The sequence below is a fragment of the Mesorhizobium sp. BR1-1-3 genome (genome assembly GCF_020165455.1).
GTDB classification, from domain to species: Bacteria; Pseudomonadota; Alphaproteobacteria; order Rhizobiales; family Rhizobiaceae; genus Mesorhizobium; species Mesorhizobium ciceri.
The window spans coordinates 147,412-168,401 of sequence record NZ_JAIUIC010000006.1 but is presented as its reverse complement, the minus strand read 5'-3'; the positions used below and the strand labels follow the sequence as shown (position 1 = coordinate 168,401).

General features: G+C 62.6%; 18 protein-coding genes and 1 tRNA gene. 8 read left to right on the top strand and 11 right to left on the bottom strand.

Going from position 1 to position 20,990, the window contains the following annotated elements; translation table 11 throughout:
- The first annotated feature begins 63 nt into the window (after positions 1–63).
- The 3 genes from LB559_RS15635 to LB559_RS15625 all read left to right on the top strand — a co-directional run bounded on the left by LB559_RS15635 (position 64) and on the right by LB559_RS15625 (position 2,746).
- Positions 64–957 (top strand): sugar phosphate isomerase/epimerase family protein, encoded by an 894-nt coding sequence (locus LB559_RS15635; protein WP_224620149.1) that lies wholly within the window; start codon positions 64–66, stop codon positions 955–957.
- 332 nt (positions 958–1,289) lie between these two features.
- Positions 1,290–1,643 carry a cupin domain-containing protein gene (locus LB559_RS15630; protein WP_024503728.1) on the top strand — a complete coding sequence of 118 codons (354 nt, stop codon included), beginning with the start codon at positions 1,290–1,292 and terminating at the stop codon, positions 1,641–1,643.
- A 449-nt stretch (positions 1,644–2,092) separates the two neighbouring features.
- Positions 2,093–2,746, top strand: coding sequence for a hypothetical protein (locus LB559_RS15625; protein WP_064993088.1), 654 nt, complete (start codon positions 2,093–2,095; stop codon positions 2,744–2,746).
- A 151-nt stretch (positions 2,747–2,897) separates the two neighbouring features.
- Here LB559_RS15625 and LB559_RS15620 read toward each other — a convergent pair whose 3' ends face one another.
- From LB559_RS15620 to LB559_RS15610, 3 genes are all read right to left on the bottom strand, one after another.
- The gene (locus LB559_RS15620) at positions 2,898–4,826 is read right to left on the bottom strand and encodes a hypothetical protein (RefSeq protein ID WP_224674439.1); all 1,929 of its coding nucleotides are present in this window, start codon (positions 4,824–4,826) and stop codon (positions 2,898–2,900) included.
- A 535-nt stretch (positions 4,827–5,361) separates the two neighbouring features.
- Positions 5,362–5,438: transfer RNA gene (locus tag LB559_RS15615), tRNA-Arg, on the bottom strand.
- An 83-nt stretch (positions 5,439–5,521) separates the two neighbouring features.
- Positions 5,522–6,685, bottom strand: coding sequence for a M20 aminoacylase family protein (locus tag LB559_RS15610; RefSeq protein WP_013529349.1), 1,164 nt, complete (start codon positions 6,683–6,685; stop codon positions 5,522–5,524).
- 213 nt (positions 6,686–6,898) lie between these two features.
- Between LB559_RS15610 and LB559_RS15605 the strand changes: the two genes are divergently transcribed.
- Both LB559_RS15605 and LB559_RS15600 read left to right on the top strand, forming a co-directional pair.
- Positions 6,899–8,062, top strand: a complete 1,164-nt coding sequence (locus LB559_RS15605; protein WP_013529350.1) for a D-alanyl-D-alanine carboxypeptidase family protein — start codon at positions 6,899–6,901, stop codon at positions 8,060–8,062.
- Between the two features lie 3 nt (positions 8,063–8,065).
- A complete protein-coding gene (locus LB559_RS15600; RefSeq protein WP_027162928.1) occupies positions 8,066–9,175 on the top strand; it encodes a CobW family GTP-binding protein in 1,110 nt (369 codons plus the stop codon).
- Between the two features lie 10 nt (positions 9,176–9,185).
- Here the strand turns inward: LB559_RS15600 and LB559_RS15595 are convergent, their stop codons facing one another.
- The 5 genes from LB559_RS15595 to LB559_RS15575 form a co-directional block, all read right to left on the bottom strand.
- Positions 9,186–9,422: a sulfurtransferase TusA family protein gene (locus LB559_RS15595; protein WP_024503732.1), complete on the bottom strand. Its 237-nt coding sequence runs from the start codon at positions 9,420–9,422 to the stop codon at positions 9,186–9,188.
- 8 nt (positions 9,423–9,430) lie between these two features.
- A complete protein-coding gene (locus LB559_RS15590) occupies positions 9,431–10,729 on the bottom strand; it encodes a murein L,D-transpeptidase family protein (protein ID WP_024503733.1) in 1,299 nt (432 codons plus the stop codon).
- A gap of 217 nt (positions 10,730–10,946) precedes the next feature.
- On the bottom strand, positions 10,947–11,897 hold the full coding sequence (locus LB559_RS15585) for an acetyl-CoA carboxylase carboxyltransferase subunit alpha (RefSeq protein WP_024503734.1): 951 nt from the start codon (positions 11,895–11,897) through the stop codon (positions 10,947–10,949).
- A gap of 99 nt (positions 11,898–11,996) precedes the next feature.
- Positions 11,997–12,914: a site-specific tyrosine recombinase XerD gene (locus LB559_RS15580; protein WP_063169115.1), complete on the bottom strand. Its 918-nt coding sequence runs from the start codon at positions 12,912–12,914 to the stop codon at positions 11,997–11,999.
- Entirely contained in the window at positions 12,915–13,067 is a 153-nt protein-coding gene (locus LB559_RS15575; RefSeq protein WP_013529356.1) for a hypothetical protein, read from the bottom strand.
- A gap of 210 nt (positions 13,068–13,277) precedes the next feature.
- Between LB559_RS15575 and LB559_RS15570 the strand changes: the two genes are divergently transcribed.
- The 3 genes from LB559_RS15570 to LB559_RS15560 are packed head-to-tail and all read left to right on the top strand — an operon-like array spanning position 13,278 to position 15,912.
- Positions 13,278–13,889, top strand: a complete 612-nt coding sequence (locus LB559_RS15570; RefSeq protein ID WP_024503735.1) for a shikimate kinase — start codon at positions 13,278–13,280, stop codon at positions 13,887–13,889.
- Complete coding sequence (gene aroB, locus LB559_RS15565; RefSeq protein WP_224674438.1) at positions 13,886–15,022, top strand: 3-dehydroquinate synthase; 1,137 nt, start codon at positions 13,886–13,888, stop codon at positions 15,020–15,022. The genes LB559_RS15570 and aroB overlap by 4 nt, the downstream gene beginning before the upstream one ends.
- Positions 15,019–15,912, top strand: a complete 894-nt coding sequence (locus tag LB559_RS15560; RefSeq protein ID WP_013529359.1) for an HlyC/CorC family transporter — start codon at positions 15,019–15,021, stop codon at positions 15,910–15,912. The genes aroB and LB559_RS15560 overlap by 4 nt, the downstream gene beginning before the upstream one ends.
- Before the next feature lie 24 nt (positions 15,913–15,936).
- On the opposite strand, the gene LB559_RS15555 is transcribed toward LB559_RS15560, so the two are convergent.
- Genes LB559_RS15555 through LB559_RS15545 form a run of 3 tightly spaced genes read right to left on the bottom strand, consistent with a single transcriptional unit; the run spans position 15,937 to position 20,765 of the window.
- Positions 15,937–17,478, bottom strand: a complete 1,542-nt coding sequence (locus LB559_RS15555; RefSeq protein WP_013529360.1) for a SpoVR family protein — start codon at positions 17,476–17,478, stop codon at positions 15,937–15,939.
- 9 nt (positions 17,479–17,487) lie between these two features.
- Positions 17,488–18,798 (bottom strand): YeaH/YhbH family protein, encoded by a 1,311-nt coding sequence (locus tag LB559_RS15550; protein WP_024503738.1) that lies wholly within the window; start codon positions 18,796–18,798, stop codon positions 17,488–17,490.
- A gap of 17 nt (positions 18,799–18,815) precedes the next feature.
- Positions 18,816–20,765, bottom strand: coding sequence for a PrkA family serine protein kinase (locus LB559_RS15545; RefSeq protein WP_013529362.1), 1,950 nt, complete (start codon positions 20,763–20,765; stop codon positions 18,816–18,818).
- Between the last annotated feature and the right edge of the window lie 225 nt (positions 20,766–20,990).

Below are 20,990 nucleotides of genomic sequence, written 5' to 3'. Positions count from 1 at the left end.
TTCTTCCCAAGGCCGGTGCGGCCGGGATGACCCGGCCGCACCTTGTCAGCACCGGAGACGATGATGTCGCGTATTGGAATCCATTCTTTCGTCTGGTCGGCGAGCTCGGCTCAGGCCGATCTGGAGCGCACGCTGGCCAACACCAGGGAGGCCGGCTTCGACCTCATCGAATTCTCCTATCTCGACCCCGCCAATGTCGACATCGGCGGGCTCGCGAGGCGCATCGCCGATCTTGGCCTCGGCGTGGCGATCAGCATCGGATTGCCTGTTGACGGCGATATTTCGAGCGCCGACAGGGCGATTGCCGCGCGCGGCGTCGAAATCCTCAACGACACCATCGCGCTGACGCGTGACCTCGGCGGTCGGAAGGTCGCCGGCATTCTCTCGACCAGCCACGGATTGCAGGTCGAGGCGCCGACGCGCGATCAATGGCAGCGCAGTGCCGGCACTCTGGCCAAGGTTGCCGAGACGGCCAAGGCGGCCGGCGTCACGCTCAACCTCGAGATCGTCAACCGCTTCGAAAGCAATCTGCTCAACACCGCCGCGCAAGGACTGGCCTTCATCGAGGACACTGGCTCGGACAACATCTTCCTGCATCTCGACACGTTCCACATGAACATCGAGGAGGCCGATGTCGGGCTGGCCATCCATCAAGCCGCGGACAAGATCGGCTATGTCCATATCGGCGAAAGCCATCGCGGCTTCCTCGGCACCGGCAATATCGATTTCGCCGCGATCTTCGATGCGCTGACGGCGATCGGCTACAGCGACGATCTCAGCTTCGAATCCTTCTCTTCGGAAATCGTCGATGAGCACCTGTCGAAGAAGACCGCCATCTGGCGCAATCTGTGGACGGACAACATGGCGCTGGCCAAGCACGCGCGCGCCTTCATCGGGCTCGGGCTGGAGACGGCAAGGCGCAAGGCGGAACTCGTTTCGGCGCGCCACAAACCCTGACCCGCCCGTCGAGAGGGCGCGGCGTGCGCCGCATGGCAGGGCTCTGACTTCAAATCAACAAACGGCCTTATGGCAGCCAGTGCTGGCAGCTTTTGCGCCGCCAGCTTTTTCGCGATAGGAATTTTTTCTTGACTCGGTGACCTCAGCTATGGTACATTTTTGCCTATGGTGCTGATTTGCGCCAGTGACCCGCCGCACAGGCGGGTTTTTGTTTGATGCACCGTCAGCCAAGGTGCCGGCCGTATGGCGGCGGCATTGCTCGCGGCAGGTGCATCGGTTATCTGACCGGCCAGGCAAACAGCGCCACGCAATCCCCAAACGGAGTTCGGCACATGACACGCGAGACAATCCTCAAATTCGGCACCGTCGAACACGCGGACGCAGGCGATCTGGCTGGCTGGATCGTCGTCGAGGGCAGGCCGACCATGCAAACCGCCGTCCAGCACACGACCGAGGACGGCAAGGTGTTGTCGGGCACCTGGCGGGCGACGCCCGGCACCTATCACGCCACCTATACCGACTATGAGTTCGTGCACATGATCGCCGGCCGCATCATCATCACGCCGGACGGCGGCACGCCGGTCGAGGTCGGCCCCGGCGACGCCTTCGTGGTGGAAGCGGATTTCAAGGGAACCTGGAAGATCATCGAGCCGGTGACGAAGCATTTTGTCGTGCGGGTTGGCTGAAGCGGGGTGATCCGTCTGGCCGCGCCATCGCGGCGAGTGCTCAAGCGAAGCTTTTTCGTGCCTCCGGGGGCCTTTTGGAGGCCATCCCACCCGACATCGCCTGGGTGTCGCCGATGGCTCGGAGGAGGTGCGCTGACCTGGGCGCGGTAAGCGTATTCGCTGATCTCTGCATTCGCCGGGGCCTCGGCCAGGCCACTCCTCGGACTCCGGTCATTGGGTCATGAAGGCGTCTGTGGCGTCATCCAGACGGTCGGCCTCGACATGAATGATACGGCACTCGCCAGCCAAGCGCCCTCTCATCGGTGCTTACCGGCCAAGTATCCTTGATACACCGGATTGATCCCCTAGTTCTTTCGGGGGCGCGGCAATCGCGAGGTTGCCTCGGGGGCAGCGGCGGTTCGCGCCGTTCTGACTGCACGCCGCGGAAAGACGGTTGGACCGACGCATCCATGGAGGTCGTCGTGCGTCAATCGCGTGGATTCACCTGTGCGTATTTCGTCTTAGCTTGCTCGATCGCGGTAGTTTGCGCAGGAGCTGCAACCGGTGGTCAGCAAGGCGGAGGGCATGGCAACGGCGGCCATGGTTCTGGTGGCCATGGTGGCGGTGGAGGTCATGACGCCGGCGGCAACCAGGGCGGCTCGCACAAAGGGACTGGCGACGACCCCGGCGGCTCCAGTTCGTCGGCGGACGACGGCGAGACCAGCACAAGCGGCACTACGACAGCCCCGGGGACGGTAGGTACGGCCACCGCCACTGCTGTTGCGTCCGCAAGGGGCGGACAGTCGCTCGACCTCCCGGCCGCTCTCCAGCCTCCCGGCGACAGCAAAACTCAATCAACAGTCAGCCGAACCGAGGCGCTGCCGGGCGTCCCGGATAAAGTCGTTCGGGCCTGCCATGATGCCATCGAGTCGGCCGCCGCTCCGTTGGGGGCGACCAGCGTGCGCGTCACCAGCGCGGGCTTCGTACATCAGTTGAGTCGGGCGACGATCTCGGCCCCCATCGAGGTCAGCATCGACTATGCGCGGCAAGGCAGCGTGGAAACGCGGCAGGCGGCGATCCAATGCGAATTGGACGCGACAGGCAGCGTGATCGGTCTGACATAGCGCATCGCGCAGAACACTCTCGCTGATGAAGCAGGGTGAATTCGAGAGGCCATTCATCTTTGGCCGAAATGGCAGCAGGCCTCGGGTGCGTTACGAAGGGGTGCGGGGCATCAAAAATGGCCTTCCACGGAAGCGACCGCGCAGTCGGAAATCACTGCGGTGTCACGTGTCTTGGCAAGAGCGAATAAGGAAGTGTGATCGAACGCACCCGGGTCATCCGCGAAGGGTTGCGAACCTTGCCAATCTTCTTGCTGACGGCCTTCACCTGGCTGGCTGCCGCGCGGCCAGAACGCGGCTTCAGGGGCGGTTCGATCTGCGCGCTGCGGCGCTCGGTCCTGAGCCTGTCGTTGTCCCCGCGCGCCGCAGCCAAGTCGCGGGCAAGAGAAACAGTGGCCTCGCGTTGCTCGTCCAGAGCCTCCTGAAGCTTAGCGACACGCACCAAAAGAGCTTGGGCGGCGGCTTCGCGCTCGATGCGTGCTCTGTCGAGATCCTCACGATTCATGACGGCTGTAGTACGTTCCCGTGCCAGGGCCTGTGCCGTCTCGGTTGCGGCCTGCTCGGCACGCTCTTTCGCTGAGACTGCCTTGGCTCGCTCCAGTTCAGCCGCCTGGCGCTCGATGCGAGCTTCTTTCAGCTCCTCAACGGCCGCTGCTGCTGCAGCGCGTTCTCGTGCGAGCGTTCGCTCCGTGTCAGCTGCGGTCCGCTCCACTTGTCGCCTCGCTGTGACCGCGTCGGTCTGTTCCTGCTCAGCCGCAGCCGTACGCTTCATGAGTGCGGCATTGGCCAGTTTCGCTTCGGCGAGATCGCCACGAAGCAGCTCCGTCTTCCGGCGCTCGTCGTCGAGTATGCCGCTCGCCTGCGCCAGTGAAGCCTTGGCCGTGGCGCGATCCTTGGCGGCCTCGGTCTCAAGCTGTTCAATTTGGACGCGCGCTTGCGAGAAATCGTGCGCCCGCCTTTGGGCTTGCTCCTGCTCGAGATGAGCAGCGGGCATCTCCTTAAGGACATAGCTGGCGGCCTCGCTCAGCATCGTGCGGGCCTCTCCCGCAATGCGCCGCAACGCGTCAAGAGTGCGGGCTGCCGCGAGTTCATTGCGCAACCGCTCCTCGCGCGCGTCATCGGCAGCTGCCATGCTTGCCCTCAGCGTGTGGATCTGCTTGCTCGCCTCGAAGAGCGCTCCCTGCAGAGCGGCGCTCCTGGCACGCTCGCCTTCCGCCGCCCGGTGCTCCTGGTCGGCCAATTGTCTTGCAGCGGCAGCCTGAGCACGATCCGTCCCGGCTTGCGCCTGGTTAGCCGTGAGATCCGGGCCAAGCAATTCGGCACTCGCCTGAAGTCCCAGCGGGCGCGAAAGGTCTCGATGGGCCTGATCTTGGGTTTGCGAGATGGCGGAAGCGCTTTCGACCCAGATTTGTCTCGTCATCGCATAGCCAATCGGCGCAGCCAGACAAATGGCGGCGAGACCCAAGCGCGATACAAGAACGATCGGCCTGCGAACGACAGGGTTTGAGGCAGGCGCCATGGCCGGGTCGGGATCTCCCATCTGAGCTGTGAAATTCAAACCGCGATCCGCAGCATAGGCCAACGGAGCAGTTTTTGGCGGTGAAGCCTTATGGCGCAATTGGTTCCATGCCGACCCGCAAATCCGCTTCCCACGTTCCGCGATCGCGCTGATGGATGCTGCAAGCCGGCCAGACTGCACTCTGTTCGGTGCAGGAGCACCGGTCTCGACCACTGACGAGCTCCCGCTGGGTTCGGATGTCGCGGCGAAATGTTCGATTCGCACTCCGAACCGAGAGTAGTTGGTATTTTGAGCCCGAACATTCAGGCCGACCGCATGCAAAGGGTTGGCAGCCTTGGAAGAAGCAGGCCCGGCGACAAGTCCGGCCGGGCTTTCCCATTCCCAAGAAGCCTCGTCGGCGAAACCGGATCTGCCTTCGTCAAACGCTGCAAGGCGGCGCCGTCGCACCGCGGCAAGGATACGCCGGAGCACAAGATAGACGCCCACCGATGCAAGCGTCACCACTGCGCTCAGAATGGCCAGATTTACGTCGTTTGCATACATTTCGGCAAGATAATTTGGCATTGCCGTGCCCGTGCGTTCTGGGTGTATTGCCAAGTTCATAAAGCGATGTCTGGTCATTCGCCTTGGTATTCGCCAAGGCCTTACCGCTCTCGGAGCGTCGCTTTCTTCGGGATCCTTCTGGTCCTTGCGAATTGTTGCGGATGGCGGGGCGCCGGTCGCGTGCCGATAGATCGCCGCAGTTGATATTCCGTAGCGGGCAATGGCCGACCAAGGACGCATGCAGGGCTCTGAAACGCCGGTTTGCGCCTCTGCATAGCAACCTCGCGAGAGTTCGCCGGTGCGGACAATTCGCCATTTCCGGGCTTAGGACTGTCCATCATGAACTTTAAGCTAGGTCACAGCGCACCACGGTCAACCATCAGCTCCTAATGATCCTGCAGGCAGCCTTCGGCCAGACGAAAGGGCCATTGTAGTGCCCGCTCTTCGTAGCGAAGCTGATCGTTCCTTGTTCGGTGATGCATTCCCGCCGAGATTAGAATTCGTCGTACTGTTTCGCGAAAAGTACGACGTCAATTTGCTAAGCTGATGCAAAGCATGGTGATCCCGACAGGAATCGAACCTGTGACCTACAGATTAGGAATCTGCCGCTCTATCCTACTGAGCTACGGGACCACGCGGCCAGACACATAGCCGCTTCGGATCGTTTCGCCAAGAGGCCGGCCGAAGGCAATTCGGCCGGCTTTGCGCTGCCGCTGTCAGGCGGCCAGCGCGGTTTCAGCCAGTTTCACCCAGTAGCTCATGCCGTGCGGGATGACCTCGTCGTTGAAATCGTAGGCCGGGTTGTGGAGGCCGGCGGTATCACCATTGCCGATGAAGATGAAGGCGCCGGGGCGGGCTTCGAGCATGTAGGAGAAATCCTCGCCGCCCATCACCGGCTGGATGCCGCGGTGGACATGGGCGTCGCCAGCGACACTCATCGCGACGTCACCGGCAAACACCGTCTCTTCCGCGTGGTTGAAGGTCACGGGATAATTCGCCTGGTAGTCAACCTCGATCCTGGCCCCGAACGCGGTCGCCAGCCCGTCGCAAATGCTGCGGATGCGCTCTTCGGACTTCTTGGCGATTTCTTTTCGCAAGGTGCGCACGGTGCCGGCGATTTCGGCGGTTTCGGGAATGATGTTGTAGGCATCGCCGGCGTGGAACTTGGTCACCGACACCACCACGGCCTCGACCGGATCGGTGCTGCGCGAGGCGATCGTCTGCAAGGCGCCGACCAGTTGGCTGGTGATGACGATCGGGTCGATCGTGCCGTGCGGCATCGCCGCGTGGCCGCCCTTGCCGCGCACGGTGATGGTGAATTCGGCGGTCGCCGCCATGATCGGGCCCGGGCGAATGGCGAACTGCCCGACAGGCAGGCCCGGCATGTTGTGCATGCCGAACACCCTGGAGATGTCGAAACGCTCCATCATGCCGTCCTTGACCATCTCGTTGCCGCCGCCGCCGCCCTCTTCGGCCGGCTGGAAGATCACCGCCACCGAACCGGTGAAGTTGCGCGTCTCGGCGAGGTATTTGGCCGCACCCAGCAGCATCGCCGTGTGGCCGTCATGGCCGCAGGCATGCATCTTGCCGGGGATGGTCGAGGCGTAGGGCTTTCCTGATATCTCGTTGAGCGGCAGCGCGTCCATGTCGGCGCGCAGGCCGATGGTGGGGCCTTCGCCCTGGCGGCCGCGGATGATGCCGACCACGCCGGTCTTGCCGAGCCCGGTGACCACATCGTCGCAGCCGAAGGCCTTCAGCTTTTCGGTGACGAAGGCGGCGGTCTTGAAGACGTCGAAGTTCAGTTCTGGCGTCTGGTGCAGATGCTGGCGCCAGCCGGCAACTTCGTCCTGCATTTCGGCGGCACGGTTCAGGATTGGCATGATGGTTCCATCTCGCTGTTGGGACGGCGGGTGTTGGCCGCTGCCTTGCAATTGTGATCGCCAGGCACTTTGCCATCTTGGCGTCACATAGAGTAAATAGCACCGCAACAATGGGGTCCGGTTTTTGAGGGTCGGACCATATGCTGGCGATCGCGTAATGAAATCTTACGGAGCCAGGGGCGACTACGGCAAGAGGCGATTTCGGATTTGATCATGCGGTACAGGCATTTCCTCAAACTATTCTCGGCTGGCACAATCGCGCTGTCGGTTGTGGCCGGGCCGGCGCTGGCCAATCCGGTGGTCGTGTTCGACCTCGGCAGCGGCAAGATCCTGCAGCATCAGGATGCGTTCAAGCGCTGGTATCCGGCGTCGCTGAGCAAGCTGATGACCGCTTACGTCACCTTTCGGGCGATCGCGGCCGGCGAGGTACAGCTCGATTCGCCGATCAAGGTGACCAAACACTCCGCCGCCGAGCCGCCAAGCAAGATGGGCTTCAAGCCGGGCTCGGTGATGCGGCTCGACAATGCGCTGAAGATGATGCTGGTCAAATCGGCCAACGACATTGCCATGGCTGTCGGCGAAAATGTCGGCGGTTCGCAGGCGGCCTTTGCCGACCGGATGAACGCCGAGGCGACCCGGCTCGGCATGAACGGCACGCATTTCGTCAATCCGAACGGGCTCTATTCGCCGGATCAGTACACGACGGCGCGCGACCTCGCCGTGCTGGTGATGGCGATCCGCCGCGAATTTCCGCAATATGTGCCGTGGTTCTCGATCGAGGGCCTTGCCGTCGGCAAGAAGGCGATCCCCAACTACAATCTCTTGATCGGCCGCTATCCCGGTGCCGATGGCATGAAGACCGGCTTTGTCTGCCCCTCCGGCTTCAACATGATCGGTTCGGCGACGCGCAACGGGCGCACGCTGGTCGCGGTTGTGCTTGGCGAGAAGTCGGCGGTCACCCGCGCCGAGACGGCGGCAAAACTGCTCGATCAGGGGTTCGACACGCCTGTCGCCGGCTCGGCCACCGTCACCACGCTGGCGCCCTATGGCGACACGGTCTCACCCAACGACATGCAGGACGAGGTCTGCAAGAAGAAGACGCCGCAGGAGCAGTCCGAGGCGCCGCCGGCCGCCGCCAAGAACGTGCCGAAATCACCCTATCAGGAAAAGCTCGACCATGTGCCGACGCTGGTTGCCGTCGGCCTTGGCGGCGCCACCGGTCCGGCGCCGAAGGCCATCCTCGACCAGGGCGCGCAGGAATTTGCCGATGTGCCGATCCCGAGCTGGCGGCCCGACAGGCCGGCACCGGCCGGCACCGGCCCGAAGATTGCCGGCTCCGCCGCGCAGGGCGACCAGCCGGTCAAGGTTGCGAACTAGCCAATGGGCAGCGGCTTCCCGATCCCAGTCTCGGTGCTGACCGGCTTCCTCGGCGCCGGCAAGACGACGCTGCTCAACCGGCTGCTCAAGGATCCGGCGCTGGCCGACACCGCGGTGATCATCAACGAGTTCGGCGAGGTGGCGATCGACCATTTGCTGGTCGAGCAGTCTTCCGACGGCATCATCCAGCTGTCGGACGGCTGCCTGTGCTGCACGGTGCGCGGCGAACTGGTCGATACGCTGGCCGACCTGGTCGACAGACTGCAGACCGGCCGCATTGCCCGGCTCGCCCGCGTCATCGTCGAAACCACCGGCCTTGCCGACCCGGCGCCGGTGCTGCAGTCGATCATGGCGCATCCGGCGCTGATCCAGGCCTTCCGGCTCGACGGCGTCATCACTTTGGTCGATGCCGTCAACGGCAACGCCACGCTCGATGCCCATGTCGAGGCGGTAAAGCAGGTTGCCGTCGCCGACCGCATCGTGCTCAGCAAAGCCGATCTGGCCACCGACCCCAATGAGCTGGAAATGCTGCGGGCGCGCCTGCGGCAGATCAATCCGGGCGCCGAACTGCTCGATGCCGGCGACACGGAGACAGGCGTGGCGGCGCTGTTTGATTGCGGCCTCTACAACCCGGCAACCAAATCCGCCGATGTGCGGCGCTGGCTTGGCGAGGAAGCGGCGCACGATCATCACCATCATGCTGGTCATGATCACGAGCATGGCCATGACCACGGCCATCGTCACGATCAGCGCGTGCGCTCCTATTCGCTGGTGCATGACGGCCCGGTGCCGTTTTCGGCGATCGAGATGTTCCTCGACCTGCTGCGTTCGACCCATGGCGAGCGCCTGCTGCGCATGAAGGGCGTCATCGAGCTCAGGGAAGACCCGTCGCGGCCGCTGGTGATCCATGGCGTGCAGAAGATCCTGCATCCGCCGGTGCAATTGCCGTCCTGGCCGGATGGCCAGCGTGGCACGCGGCTGGTGCTGATCACGCTCGACATGCCGGAAGATTATATCCGCAGGCTGTTCGCCGCCTTCACCGACCGGCCGTCGGTTGACACGCCCGACCGCGCGGCGCTGGAAAACAATCCGCTGGCGATCGCCGGGCGGTAGCCCCCAACGATTACGGCGCGCCGCGCTCGACCAGGAAGCGATGGCCGCCGGAGACCGCGGCCGTTTCAATCAACTGGTGGCCGCTCTCGGAGCAGAATGCCGGAATGTCGATGACGGCGAGCGGGTCGGTGGTCTCCAACCAGAGCCGACTGCCCGGTTGCATCCCCGCCAGGCGCTTCTTGGCCTTGAGCACGGGCAAGGGGCAGTTCAGCCCCTTGAGGTCATAAATAGCGGCGCGATCAGCCACGGGCGATATCAACCGCCGAACATGCCGAGCAGCTTGTTCTTCAGCTTCGTCACGCGACTCTCGTCGGCACTCGCCGCTTGCGTTTCAGCCATTGGCGCCGTTTCCGAAGGAGCCGCGATGGTCGCGGTGGCGACTGGGGCCTCCTTGGCGGCCTTCTCGGCCTCCTTTTCGGCCAGAGCCTGGGCCTTGGCGGCTTCCTTAGCTTGCTTAGCCGCCTCAATGGCAGCCAGCCTCTGCTCCTCGGCCTTCTGCTTGGCAGCTTTTTCCGCGTCAAGAGCCGCCATCTTGCGGCCAGCGGGCGAATCGATGCGGCCCATGCGTGCCGTCTCGGTGACCGAGCCGTCATTGTTGAGCGACGGCGGATCGATCGGTACGCGTTCGCCGCGTGCGCGGCGCTTGGACCAGTCGGAGACGATGCTGGCTTCCTTGATACCGGCGATGGTCGGCTTGGGCGCCGGCACGCTGGCCTTGACCGCGCCGCTGAACGCCGCGTCATAGGTGCTCATGTAGGAATTGTAGGCGCTCTTCAGCGAATCAGGCTGCGTCGTCGCCGGGCAGGCGCCAGTCGGATCGAATGTCTGACCGTCGGCGGCTACCTGGTTGAAGACATAACGCTTCTCGCAGACATCGACCTTCGGCGGCACCTTGGTGATCTCGAAATTGTCGTAGCCGACCTTGAGCATCTTCCAGAAGTCGTAATTCGGGTCGTTGCGGTAGCGCGCCATGTTGGCGGCGGTCATGCGGAACGGAAACGCCTGGATCTGGAACTCGGTCTGGCCGCCCTGGAAGGCGTCGCGGCCGAAGGCATAGATCTGCTCGATCTGCGCATCGGTCATCGAATAGCAGCCCGACGACGAACAGGCGCCGTGCACCATCAAATTGGAGCCGGTGCGGCCGTTGGCGCGGTCATAGGCGTTGGGATAGCCGATGTTGAAGGACAGATGGTAGTTCGAGCGCGGATTCATCTGCGCCGGGCGCACCGTGTAGAAGCCTTCCGGCGCCTGGCGGTCGCCTTCGGTGTATTTCGGCCCGAGCTTGCCCGACCATTTGCAGATGTCGTAGCTGGCAACCATGTCATAGCGGCCGTTGGTCTTGGCCTTCCAGATCTCGAGCTTGCCTTCTTCCTTGAAGATGCGGGCCATCACCGACGAGGTGCGGACCATGCCCTTGGCCCTCATGTCGGCGAGGATCTTGTCGGGCAGCGGCTTGTTGGCCTCCGGGGCAAAATCCTTCATCGACGAATTGTTGCAGCCGGCAACGCCGAGGGCAGCGATCAGGATTCCGGTGCGGGCAAGCTTGACAAACATGGCTACGGATATCGTCTTTTCTCTGGCGCCAGGACGTTTCCTGCCCCGGCTGCTACACTGCGCATCGACGGACCCTAAGCCCGTTAACCCTAATAAATTCCTTACCGCAAGTGCCGACGCATCCCCCTGCGGCAGTCTCATTGAGCCGAATGCAGCGGCATTTTTGTGGCAAAAATGCTCCGCTCCGCCACATTGTTGCGGCCAAGGGTGCCTGTGGTCAGAGACTGCGGCCCATGGCCAGGTATTTTTCGCGGCGCTGTTCGCGGAAATCGGTGTTGGCGCCGGCGAAGTCCTTCATCGTCCTGGCGATGAGGTCTCCGGTCGCGGCGATCACGGTTTCGGCGCCGCGATGCGCACCGCCGAGCGGCTCGGGGATGATGGCGTCGATGATCTTCAGTTCCAGAAGATCCTGCGCGGTGATCTTCATGTTGGTCGCCGCGTCCTTCGATCGTGTCGTGTCGCGCCACAGGATCGAGGCGGCACCTTCCGGCGAAATCACCGAATAGATGGCGTGTTCGAGCATGTAGACGCGGTTGGCGGTGGCGATGGCAATGGCGCCGCCCGAACCGCCTTCGCCGATGACCACCGAGATCGACGGTACTTTCAGGCCGAGACAGGTCGAGGTTGAACGGGCGATAGCCTCCGCCTGGCCGCGCTCCTCGGCGTTGACTCCGGGATAGGCGCCGGCCGTGTCGACCAGCGTCAGGAGCGGGATCTTGAAGCGGTCGGCCAGTTCCATCAGCCGTACCGCCTTGCGGTAGCCCTCCGGCCGAACCGAGCCGAAATTGTGCTTCAGGCGGCTGGCTGTGTCGGAACCTTTTTCCTGGCCGATGATGGCAATGGGTTCGCCGCGGAAACGGGCGAAACCGCCGACGATCGCCTGGTCCTCACCGAAATTGCGGTCGCCGGCCAGCGGCGTGAAATCGGTGAACAGGCCCTTGATGTAGTCGACGCAATGCGGCCTGTCGGGATGGCGCGCCACCTGCACCTTCTGCCAAGGCGTCAGCGCCTTGTAGGCATCGCGCAATGCGTCGCGGGAGCGCTTCTCGAGACGGTTGATCTCGTCGCCGACATCGACCGCCTCGCCATTCTCGGCAAGCTTCTTCAGCTCGAGGATCTTGCCCTCGAGGTCCTGCACCGGCTTTTCGAAATCGAGGTAATTATACATGCGTGAGCGGACCGATACGTCGGAAGGCAGTGGCTGACGGAACCCTTGAATCCAAGGCTCCGGGCGGTGAAATGTCGTCCTCACATAGCGATATGAGGCCTAGTCGGCAAGCGGATGATGATCGTTGACCAGCCGCACCAGCCGCTCTTCCAGCACATGGGTGTAAATCTGTGTCGTCGATATGTCGGCATGGCCAAGCAATTGCTGCACGGCCCGCAGATCGGCGCCGTTCTGCAGGAGATGGCTGGCGAAAGCATGGCGCAGCACGTGCGGCGAGATCTTCGCCGAGGCAATGCCGGCCCTTGCCGCCAGCCCTTTCAGGTCACGCGCGAAGACCTGGCGCGAGAGATAGCCGCTGTCGGAGGCGGCCGGAAACAGGAACGGACTGTCGGCCAAGGCTGGCACCTTGGCGCGGGCGGCAAGCCAGGTCTTCATCGCCGCGCGTGCCTTGGCGGAGAGCGGCACCATGCGCTCCTTGTCGCCCTTGCCGCGCACCATGAAGAAGCGGTCGTCGCGTTGCGCCACCGTCACCGGCAAGCCGACCAGCTCGGAAACGCGCAGGCCGGTGGCGTAAAGCACCTCGACCAGCGCATGCAGGCGCAGTGATGCCAGGCTGTCCCCATCGCCCGACGAGACATCGCCGGCTTCAATTGCTGCACGGTCGATCAGCCGGCCGGTGTCGGCCTCGCTCATCGTCTTGGGCAGCGGGCGGCCCTTTTTCGGGCTGTCCAGCGTGCCGGTCGGGTCATCGCCGCGCAGGCCTTCGGCGTAGAGGAATTTGAAGAACTGGCGGATCGCCGACAGTTTGCGCGCCTGCGACGTGGCGGCAAAGCCGCGGGCGGCAATGTCGTCGAGATAGGCGCGGATATCGGCGGCGGCGGCACCGGCCAGCCCGCCATCGATCGCGCCGGAAGCGTCCTCGAGGTCGCGGCGGTAGGAGGAAAGCGTGTTTTCGGCCGCGCCCCGCTCGGCGCTCATCATTTCCAGAAAGGCTTCGATGCGGGCCGCGCTGTTCATTCAGCTTTTCTTGGGATTGAGCTTTTCCGGAGGGATGCGCACGCTCATTTCCCCCTTCTTTGGCTCGACGAACATCACCAGTGCGAACATCGTACCATAGGCAATGCCAGCCAGAATCGCCGTTACCACGACAAAGCGAAACAGTGTCGGCATCAATTTTCGCCCGTCTTCTTGTTCTGCGTTTCCAAACCCTGTCCCCTTATGGGACGCCAATCCGGCCAATTCAAGGAAGAAGCTGGGGCCTGTTAGCAACTTCTGATGCAGAGCCTGCCGGTCCATATCGGGTTCAAGGCACTTGCCACGCTTGACGCAAACGGGCTTTTCATGTCGATACGCCGGCAAAGAGGGCCTTCGAAACATCCGATGAACGCGCTGCCAGCAAATCCTCCAGACGAGAACCACGCCGCGTTGCTCGGCAGGCTGGGCAGCCGTTCCGTCGTCTTCGTCGGACTGATGGGCGCCGGCAAGACGGCGATCGGCCGCAAGGTGGCGACGATGCTGGCGCTGCCCTTCATAGACAGCGACCAGGAGATCGAAAGCGTCTCGCGCATGACCGTTCCGGAACTGTTCGAGCGCTACGGCGAGACCGAATTCAGGGCGCTGGAGCAGCGCGTCATCCTGCGCGTGCTGGAAAACGGGCCGCAGGTGCTGTCGACCGGCGGCGGCGCCTTCATGAATGCGCAGACGCGCGAGGCGATTGCAGCGCAGGGCGTCTCGGTGTGGCTGAAGGCCGAACTCGACCTTCTGATGGATCGCGTCGCCAAGAAACAGAACCGGCCGCTCCTGAAAAGCGCCGACCCGCGCGCCGTGCTGGAGCGGCTGATGGGCGAGCGCTATCCGGTCTACGCGACATCGGACGTCACAGTGCCGACCCGCGACGACCGCAAGGAAGTCATCGCTACCGAGGTGGTGGACGCGCTGTGCCGGCATTTCGGCATTGATCAGGCGGCTGCGACGGGCGAGGTGGAACAGTGAGCATCGAGGCACCCGTTGTCGTCGAAGTAGGCCTTGGCGACCGGACCTACGAGATTCTGATCGGCTCGGGGTTGTTGGCCCGCGCGGGTGCGGAGATTGCGCGCCGGCTGCCGGGCACACGCGCCGCGGTCGTCACCGACGCCAATGTCGCGGCAGCGCATCTCGATGCGCTGAAGGCAGGCCTCGAAACGGGTGGCATCCAGCCCGCCATCATCACCCTGCCGCCTGGCGAGAAGACCAAGAGTTTTGCCCATCTCGAAGAGGTGGTCGACGGTGTGCTGGCTGCGAAACTGGAGCGCGGCGACATCGTCATCGCCTTCGGCGGCGGTGTTATTGGCGACCTTGCCGGCTTTGCCGCCGGCATCGTGCGGCGCGGCATGAATTTCGTGCAGATTCCGACCTCGCTGCTGGCGCAGGTCGATTCCTCGGTCGGCGGCAAGACCGGCATCAACAGCCCACGCGGCAAGAACCTTGTCGGCGTCTTCCATCAGCCGAAACTGGTGTTGGCCGACACAGGGGTGCTCGACACGCTGCCGATCCGGGAATTCCGCGCCGGCTATGCCGAGCTCGCCAAATACGGGCTCATCGACCGGCCGGAATTTTTCGCCTGGCTGGAAAAGAATTGGGTCCAGGTTTTTGCCGGCGGGCCGGAGAGGGCGCAGGCGATTGCCGAAGCCTGCCGCGCCAAGGCCGACGTGGTTGCGCGTGACGAGTTCGAGAGCGGCGACCGCGCGCTGCTCAATCTCGGCCACACATTCGGCCACGCGCTGGAAGCCGCCACCCAATATGACGGAAGCCGCCTCGTCCATGGCGAAGGGGTCGCCATCGGCATGGCGCTGGCCTACCGGTTCTCGTCGCGGCTCAATCTGGCCAGCCCCGACGATGCCGCGCGCGTCGAGGCGCATCTGCGCGCCGTCGGCCTGCCCTGGCGAATAGCCGACATCCCGGGCGATCTGCCTGACGCCGAGGCGCTGCTTGCCTTCATCACCCAGGACAAGAAGGTGTCGCGCGGCGCGCTGACCTTCATCCTGACGCGCGGCGTCGGCCAGGCTTTCATTGCCAAGGATGTTCCGGCATCGGAAGTGCTGTCGTTTCTGAGGGAGAACCACCCAAAGGAAAGCGACCGGAGATGAACGAGCCCGGCTGGATCGTTGTCGCCGTCCTTGCCATCCTCATCGTGCTGCTCGTTGCCGTGCGCACGCGCCTGCTTGCCATGTTCGGGTACGAGCTTTCGCGCATCGAGCCGCAGCGCTCCAGCCAGGACGAATTGCGCGGCGCGGTCGACGATTTCCGCCGCGACGGCCAGGTGGTGCGCGAGGATCGCGACCGCGTCGGCGGCCTGTTCGATCTCGCCGAGCTCGAAGTCTCCGACATCATGGTCCACCGCACCAACATGCGCTCGGTCAATGCCGACAATGCGCCGGAAGCGGTGGTGCGCGAGATTTTGCAAAGCCCGCACACCCGCATGCCGCTGTGGAAAGGCTCGCTCGACAACATCGTCGGCGTGCTGCATGCAAAGGATCTGCTGCGCGCCTTGAACGAAGTCGGCAACGATTTCTCCAGGATCGACGTGATGAAGATCGCTTCGAAACCCTGGTTCGTGCCCGACACCACGACCTTGCAGGAACAGCTCAACGCCTTCCTTCGCCGCAAGGCGCATTTCGCCGTCGTCGTCGACGAATATGGCGAGGTCGAAGGGCTGGTGACGCTGGAGGACATTATCGAGGAGATCGTCGGCGAGATCGCCGACGAGCACGATGTCGACATACAGGGCGTCAAGCAGGAGGCCGACGGCTCCGTGGTCGTCGACGGTACGGTGCCGATCCGTGACCTCAACCGGGCTCTCGACTGGAACCTGCCGGATGAGGAGGCAACCACCATTGCCGGCCTCGTCATCCACGAGACGCAATCGATCCCCGAGGAGAAGCAGGCTTTTACGTTCCACGGCAAGCGCTTCATCGTCATGAAACGCGACAAGAACCGGATCGCAAGGCTGAGGATCAGGCCAGCCGGCGACGCCTGATGTGCGCCGGGAGACCGGGTGCCGTCATCCCGCGATCTGGCTCGTCGAGCGTTCGTGGATCGTCGCGCCGGTCTCGGCATCCATGGCCGCCAGGCTGACTTCATAACCCCAAAGCCTGCGGATGTGACGAAGCGTGGCGTCGCGGCTGGCATCCTCGAGAAGGATGCCGTCATTGACCTTGTGCTGCAGCCGCAAATGGCGGTCGCCGAGCAGATCGACATCCACCACCTGAATGTCCGGCCGGTTCGCGCCGAGATCATAACTGTTGGCGAGCGCGGCGCGTATCTTGGCGTAGCCGCGCTCATCGTGGATGGACGCGACCAGGCAATGCGGCTGGTCGGCAGCGTCGCCGAGCACAAAAAACCGCCATTTCCGGATCAAGGCCGGGCTGAGGTACTGGCGGATGAAGGATTCGTCGCGATGCTCGGCCCAGGCGTCCAGCAGGACCTCGCGCCAGTTGCCCTGGCCGGCCATGTCGGGGAACCAATCGCGGTCCTCGGCCGTGGGTTTGGTCGAGATGCGCTGAATGTCCTGCATCATGTCGAGGCCGAGAGCATAGGGGTTGATGCCTGAAAAACGCGGATCGTCGAAGGCCGGCTGGAAGACCACGTTGGAATGATTGCGCAGGATTTCGAGCATGGCGCCTTCGCTGATCTGGCCGCGGTCGAACAGCATGTTCATCAGCGTATAGTGCACGAAAGTGGCACAACCTTCGTTCATCACCTGTGTCTGCCGTTGCGGGTAAAAATATTGCGCGATGACACGAACGATCCTGATGATCTCGCGCTGCCAGGGCTCCAGGACTGGGCTGTTCTTTTCCAGGAAATAGAGCAGGTTTTCCTCGGGCAGATTGAGCGATTTCTTCCACTCTGGGTCCTGGCCCTTGTCGTTGGCCGCTTGCTGCGAGGCCGGCAGCGTACGCCACAAGTCGTTGTAGGAGCGCTCCTCGTATTCGAGACGCTCGCGAATTCCTTCGCGTTGCCGTTCCGACGACAACCTCGGCGGCCGGTGATAGCGAAACACGCCCTGATCCATCAGCGCGTGGGCGGAATCGAGAACAGCCTCGACGGCGGCGAGGCCGTGCCGCTCCTCGCAGCGGACTATGTAGCCCTTGGCGAAGTCCAGGTAGCTGAGGATCGCACCCGCATCCGTCCACTGTTTGAACAGCTGATTGTTCTTGAAGAAATGATTGTGCCCGAGCGCTGCGTGGGCCGTCACCAGGGCCTGCAGGGCCATGGTGTTTTCCTCCATCAAATAGACGATGCAGGGATTGGAATTGATGACCAGTTCATAGGCAAGCCCCCGCCCGCCCTTGCGATAGAGCAGATCCTGGTGGAGGAAATGTTTGCCGAAAGACCAGTGACGGTACATCAATGGCATGCCGATGGACGAATAGGCGTCGAGCATCTGCTGCGACGAGATGATCTCCATCTGAACGGGATAGGTGTCCAGATGAAGCTCTTCGACCGCAAGTGCCTCGATAGCGTCATAGGCCCGCGACAATGTTTTGAAATCCCAGTCGGACCCTGAAAAAAGCAGGCTGGATTTGCTCGCTTGTCTGGCCATCGGGAACCCTCATGCCCTCTTGAGGGCGGCCGGTTGCCTGCCGAAGAGCTGGCGAAAAACCGGATAGATATCGGCGGGTGTGGCGATGCGGCTCATCTGGAAGTTCGGCCATTTCTGGTCGATGGAGTTGTAGGCACGCCACAGCGATGTCCCGTTTTCTGTCGAGCCGAAAATATGAGCTTCACGCTCGTCGATGATCTCGACATACGCAAAATACTGGCACAGCCGCATGAGCTCGCCATTGAGCAGCGAAATGCATCGCTCCGAATCGCCGGCGAAATTGTCGCCGTCCGAGGCCTGGGCGGCATAGATGTTCCAGTCATGGGCCGGGTAGCGGCTGGTGATAATACGGTGCATTTCCTCCAGCGCGGTGGAAACGACGGTGCCGCCGCTTTGGGTGTTGTAGAAAAATGTTTCCTCGTCGACCTCCTGAGCCAGGTGCGTGTGGCGGATGAAGACAATCTCGATGCGGTCGTAGCGCCGTTTCAAGAACAGGTGCAGCAAGACGAAGAAGCGCTTGGCCAGATCCTTCTCGCGCTCGCCCATGGACCCGGACACGTCCATAAGACAGAACATGACGGCATTGGCGTTCGGCACCGGCCGGGAATCGAAGCGGTTGAAGCGGATGTCGACCGGATCGACATAGGCAATCCGGCGGCGGCGGCGTTCCAGCCGGTCGAGTTCTTCGCGCAATGCCGCAATACGCTGGCGCGCGTCGGCGCTGGATGGCGTCGACTCGAGCGAGGCGATTTCCTCGAGGATCGCATCCAGTTCGACCTGCTTGGGGCGCCTCAGCGCAATGCGGCGGCCGTGGCTGTTGCGCATTGTGCGGCCAACATTGATGTTGGTCGGCGAACCTGTGGCGGCGAAGCCGGCTCTGCGCGGCTTGAAGGCAAGGATCTCCTTGAGGTTGAGCTTGACCATGTCCGGGAGCTCGAGATCCTCGAAGAAAAGATCGAGCACTTCCTCGCGCGACAGCACGAAACGAAAGTCGTCTTCAGATGCCTTGTTTCCCGGCGACGATGCTCCCCCGCCGCCCCCGCCGGGTTTGGGGATCAGGTCTCCAGCGGAGAAATGCCTGTTGCCCGGCAAGATGTGCTGGCGCCTGCCGCTGTCGCGGGCGTTGTTGAAGCTCGGCTCGCTTGTGCCTCTTTCGGGCATGCGCACGGCATGCTCGGAATCCGCGTCGGCGATCCTGCCGGTGCGGATCTGATCGCGTATGCTGCGTTTCAATTCCTCGCGCGCGCGTCGCAGGAAGCGCTGGCGATTGCCGAGGCTTTTGTCTTTCGGGTTCAGGCGGCGGTCGATGAAGATCGGCATGGAACCATCCGGGTTCTCTAACCCGCCCTGTTCACCCGCATGTACCAGTCCACAAGGCGACGCACCTGCCGCTCGGTGTAGCCGCGCTCGACCATCCGCTGCACGAATTCATTGTGCCGCTTTTCCGTGACACTGTCCTGCTTGGAGCCGAAACTGATCACCGGCAGGAGGTCCTCGACCTGGCCGAACATGCGTTTTTCGATGACTTCCCGCAGCTTTTCGTAACTTGTCCACGCCGGGTTGCGGCCATGGTTTCTTGCACGGGCGCGCAGGGTGAATTTCACCACCTCATTGCGGAAGTCCTTGGGATTGGCGATGCCGGCCGGTTTTTCGACCTGTGAAAGCTCGTTGTCCAAAACCTCGCGGTTGAGGATCTGGCCTGTGTCGGGATCCTTGTAGTCCTGGTCTTCGATCCAAGCGTCGGCATAGGCGATGTAGCGGTCGAAAAGGTTCTGGCCGTACTCGCTGTAGGATTCCAGATAGGCTTTCTGGATCTCATGGCCGATGAATTCGGCATACCGCGCGGCCAGCTCGGACTTGATGAACTCCAGATAGGCGGCTTCCGTCTCCTTCGGAAACTGTTCGCGCTTGATTGCCTCCTCCAGGATGTACATGAGATGCACGGGGTCGGCGGCCACCTCTTCGGTGTCGTAGTTGAAGGTCTGCGACAGGATCTTGAAGGCAAAGCGCGTGCTGACGCCTGCCATGCCCTCATCGACGCCGGCGGCGTCCCGATATTCCTGAACCGACTTTGCCTTGGGGTCGACTTCCTTGAGGTTCTCGCCATCATAGGCGCGCATCTTGGTGTAGAGCGGCGAATTGTCGTGCTCGGCCAAGCGGGTCGAGACGGTAAACCGGCTGAGGATGTCCAGCACCTCTGGAGCGCAGGGACTGGCGGCCAATTCGCTCTCCCGCAGCAGTTTCTCGTAGATCTGCCGCTCTTCGGTTATCCGCAGGCAATACGGCACCTTGACGACGAGGATGCGATCGAGAAAAGCCTCATTGTTCTTGTTGTTCTTGAACTGCAGCCATTCCGACTCGTTGGAATGGGCCACGATGATCCCCTGGTAGGGAAAGGCGCCGAAATTTTCGGTGCCGTTGTAGCTGCCTTCCTGGGTGGCGGTCAGCAGCGGATGCAGGACCTTGATAGGCGCCTTGAACATTTCGACGAATTCAAGCAGGCCCTGGGTGGTCCGGTTCAGTCCGCCACTATAGGAATAGGCGTCCGGATCGGATTGGCTGAAGTTTTCCAATTGCCGGATGTCGACCTTGCCGACCAGGGCCGAAACGTCCTGATTGTTCTCGTCGCCGGGCTCGGTCTTGGCGATGCCGATCTGGCGCAGTCGCGACGGCATCAGCTTGACGACGCTGAACTTGGAAATGTCGCCGGAAAGTTCGTCGAGCCGCTTGGCCGCCCATGGCGAAATGAGCCCGTTCAAGCGGCGCCGGGCAATGCCGTATTTATCCTCCAGCAGGTCGCCCATGCGATCGGGATGGAAAAGGCCAAGCGGCGATTCGAAAACCGGGCTGACCTGGTTGCCGACCTTCAGCGTGTAGATCGGACGCTGTTCCATCAACTTCTTCAGCCGCTCGGCAAGGGAGGATTTGCCGCCGCCCACCGGGCCGAGCAAATAGAGGATTTGCTTGCGCTCCTCGAGCCCCTGGGACGCATAGCGAAAATAGCCGGCGATGCGCTCGATTGTATCCTCCATGCCGTAGAAATCGGCGAAGGAGGGGTACACTTTCAGGGTCCGGTTGGAGAAAATACGGCCGAGCCGCTCATCCTTGCTGGTGTCGACCAGGTTCGGCTCGCCGATCGCCTCGACCATCCGTTCAGGCGCCGAGGCATACATCGACTTGTCCTCGCGGCAGGCAAGGAGATATTGCTGGATGCTGATCTCTTCCTGCGCCGCGTTGGTGTAAATTTCCGAAAAGAGATCGAAGACGTCAGACTGGTTCTCTCGCATGATGCTTTTGCCCTCGGAGCCGCTGTGGCTTCCATTCGGCTCACCACGCATTCAACTGCCGGGGGGCACCGTTTGTTCCCTTCATGTGAAGAGGTGGCCGCGATCTTAAGGATTGAGGCTACTCCGCGAGACCAAAGCGCTCGTTGCGGAGCCGTATTCAGCGCGGGTAGCGGGTGTGTTGCGAACCCCTGACTGGACGGCTGGGGCGGCCGCGTGCAGTCTTGC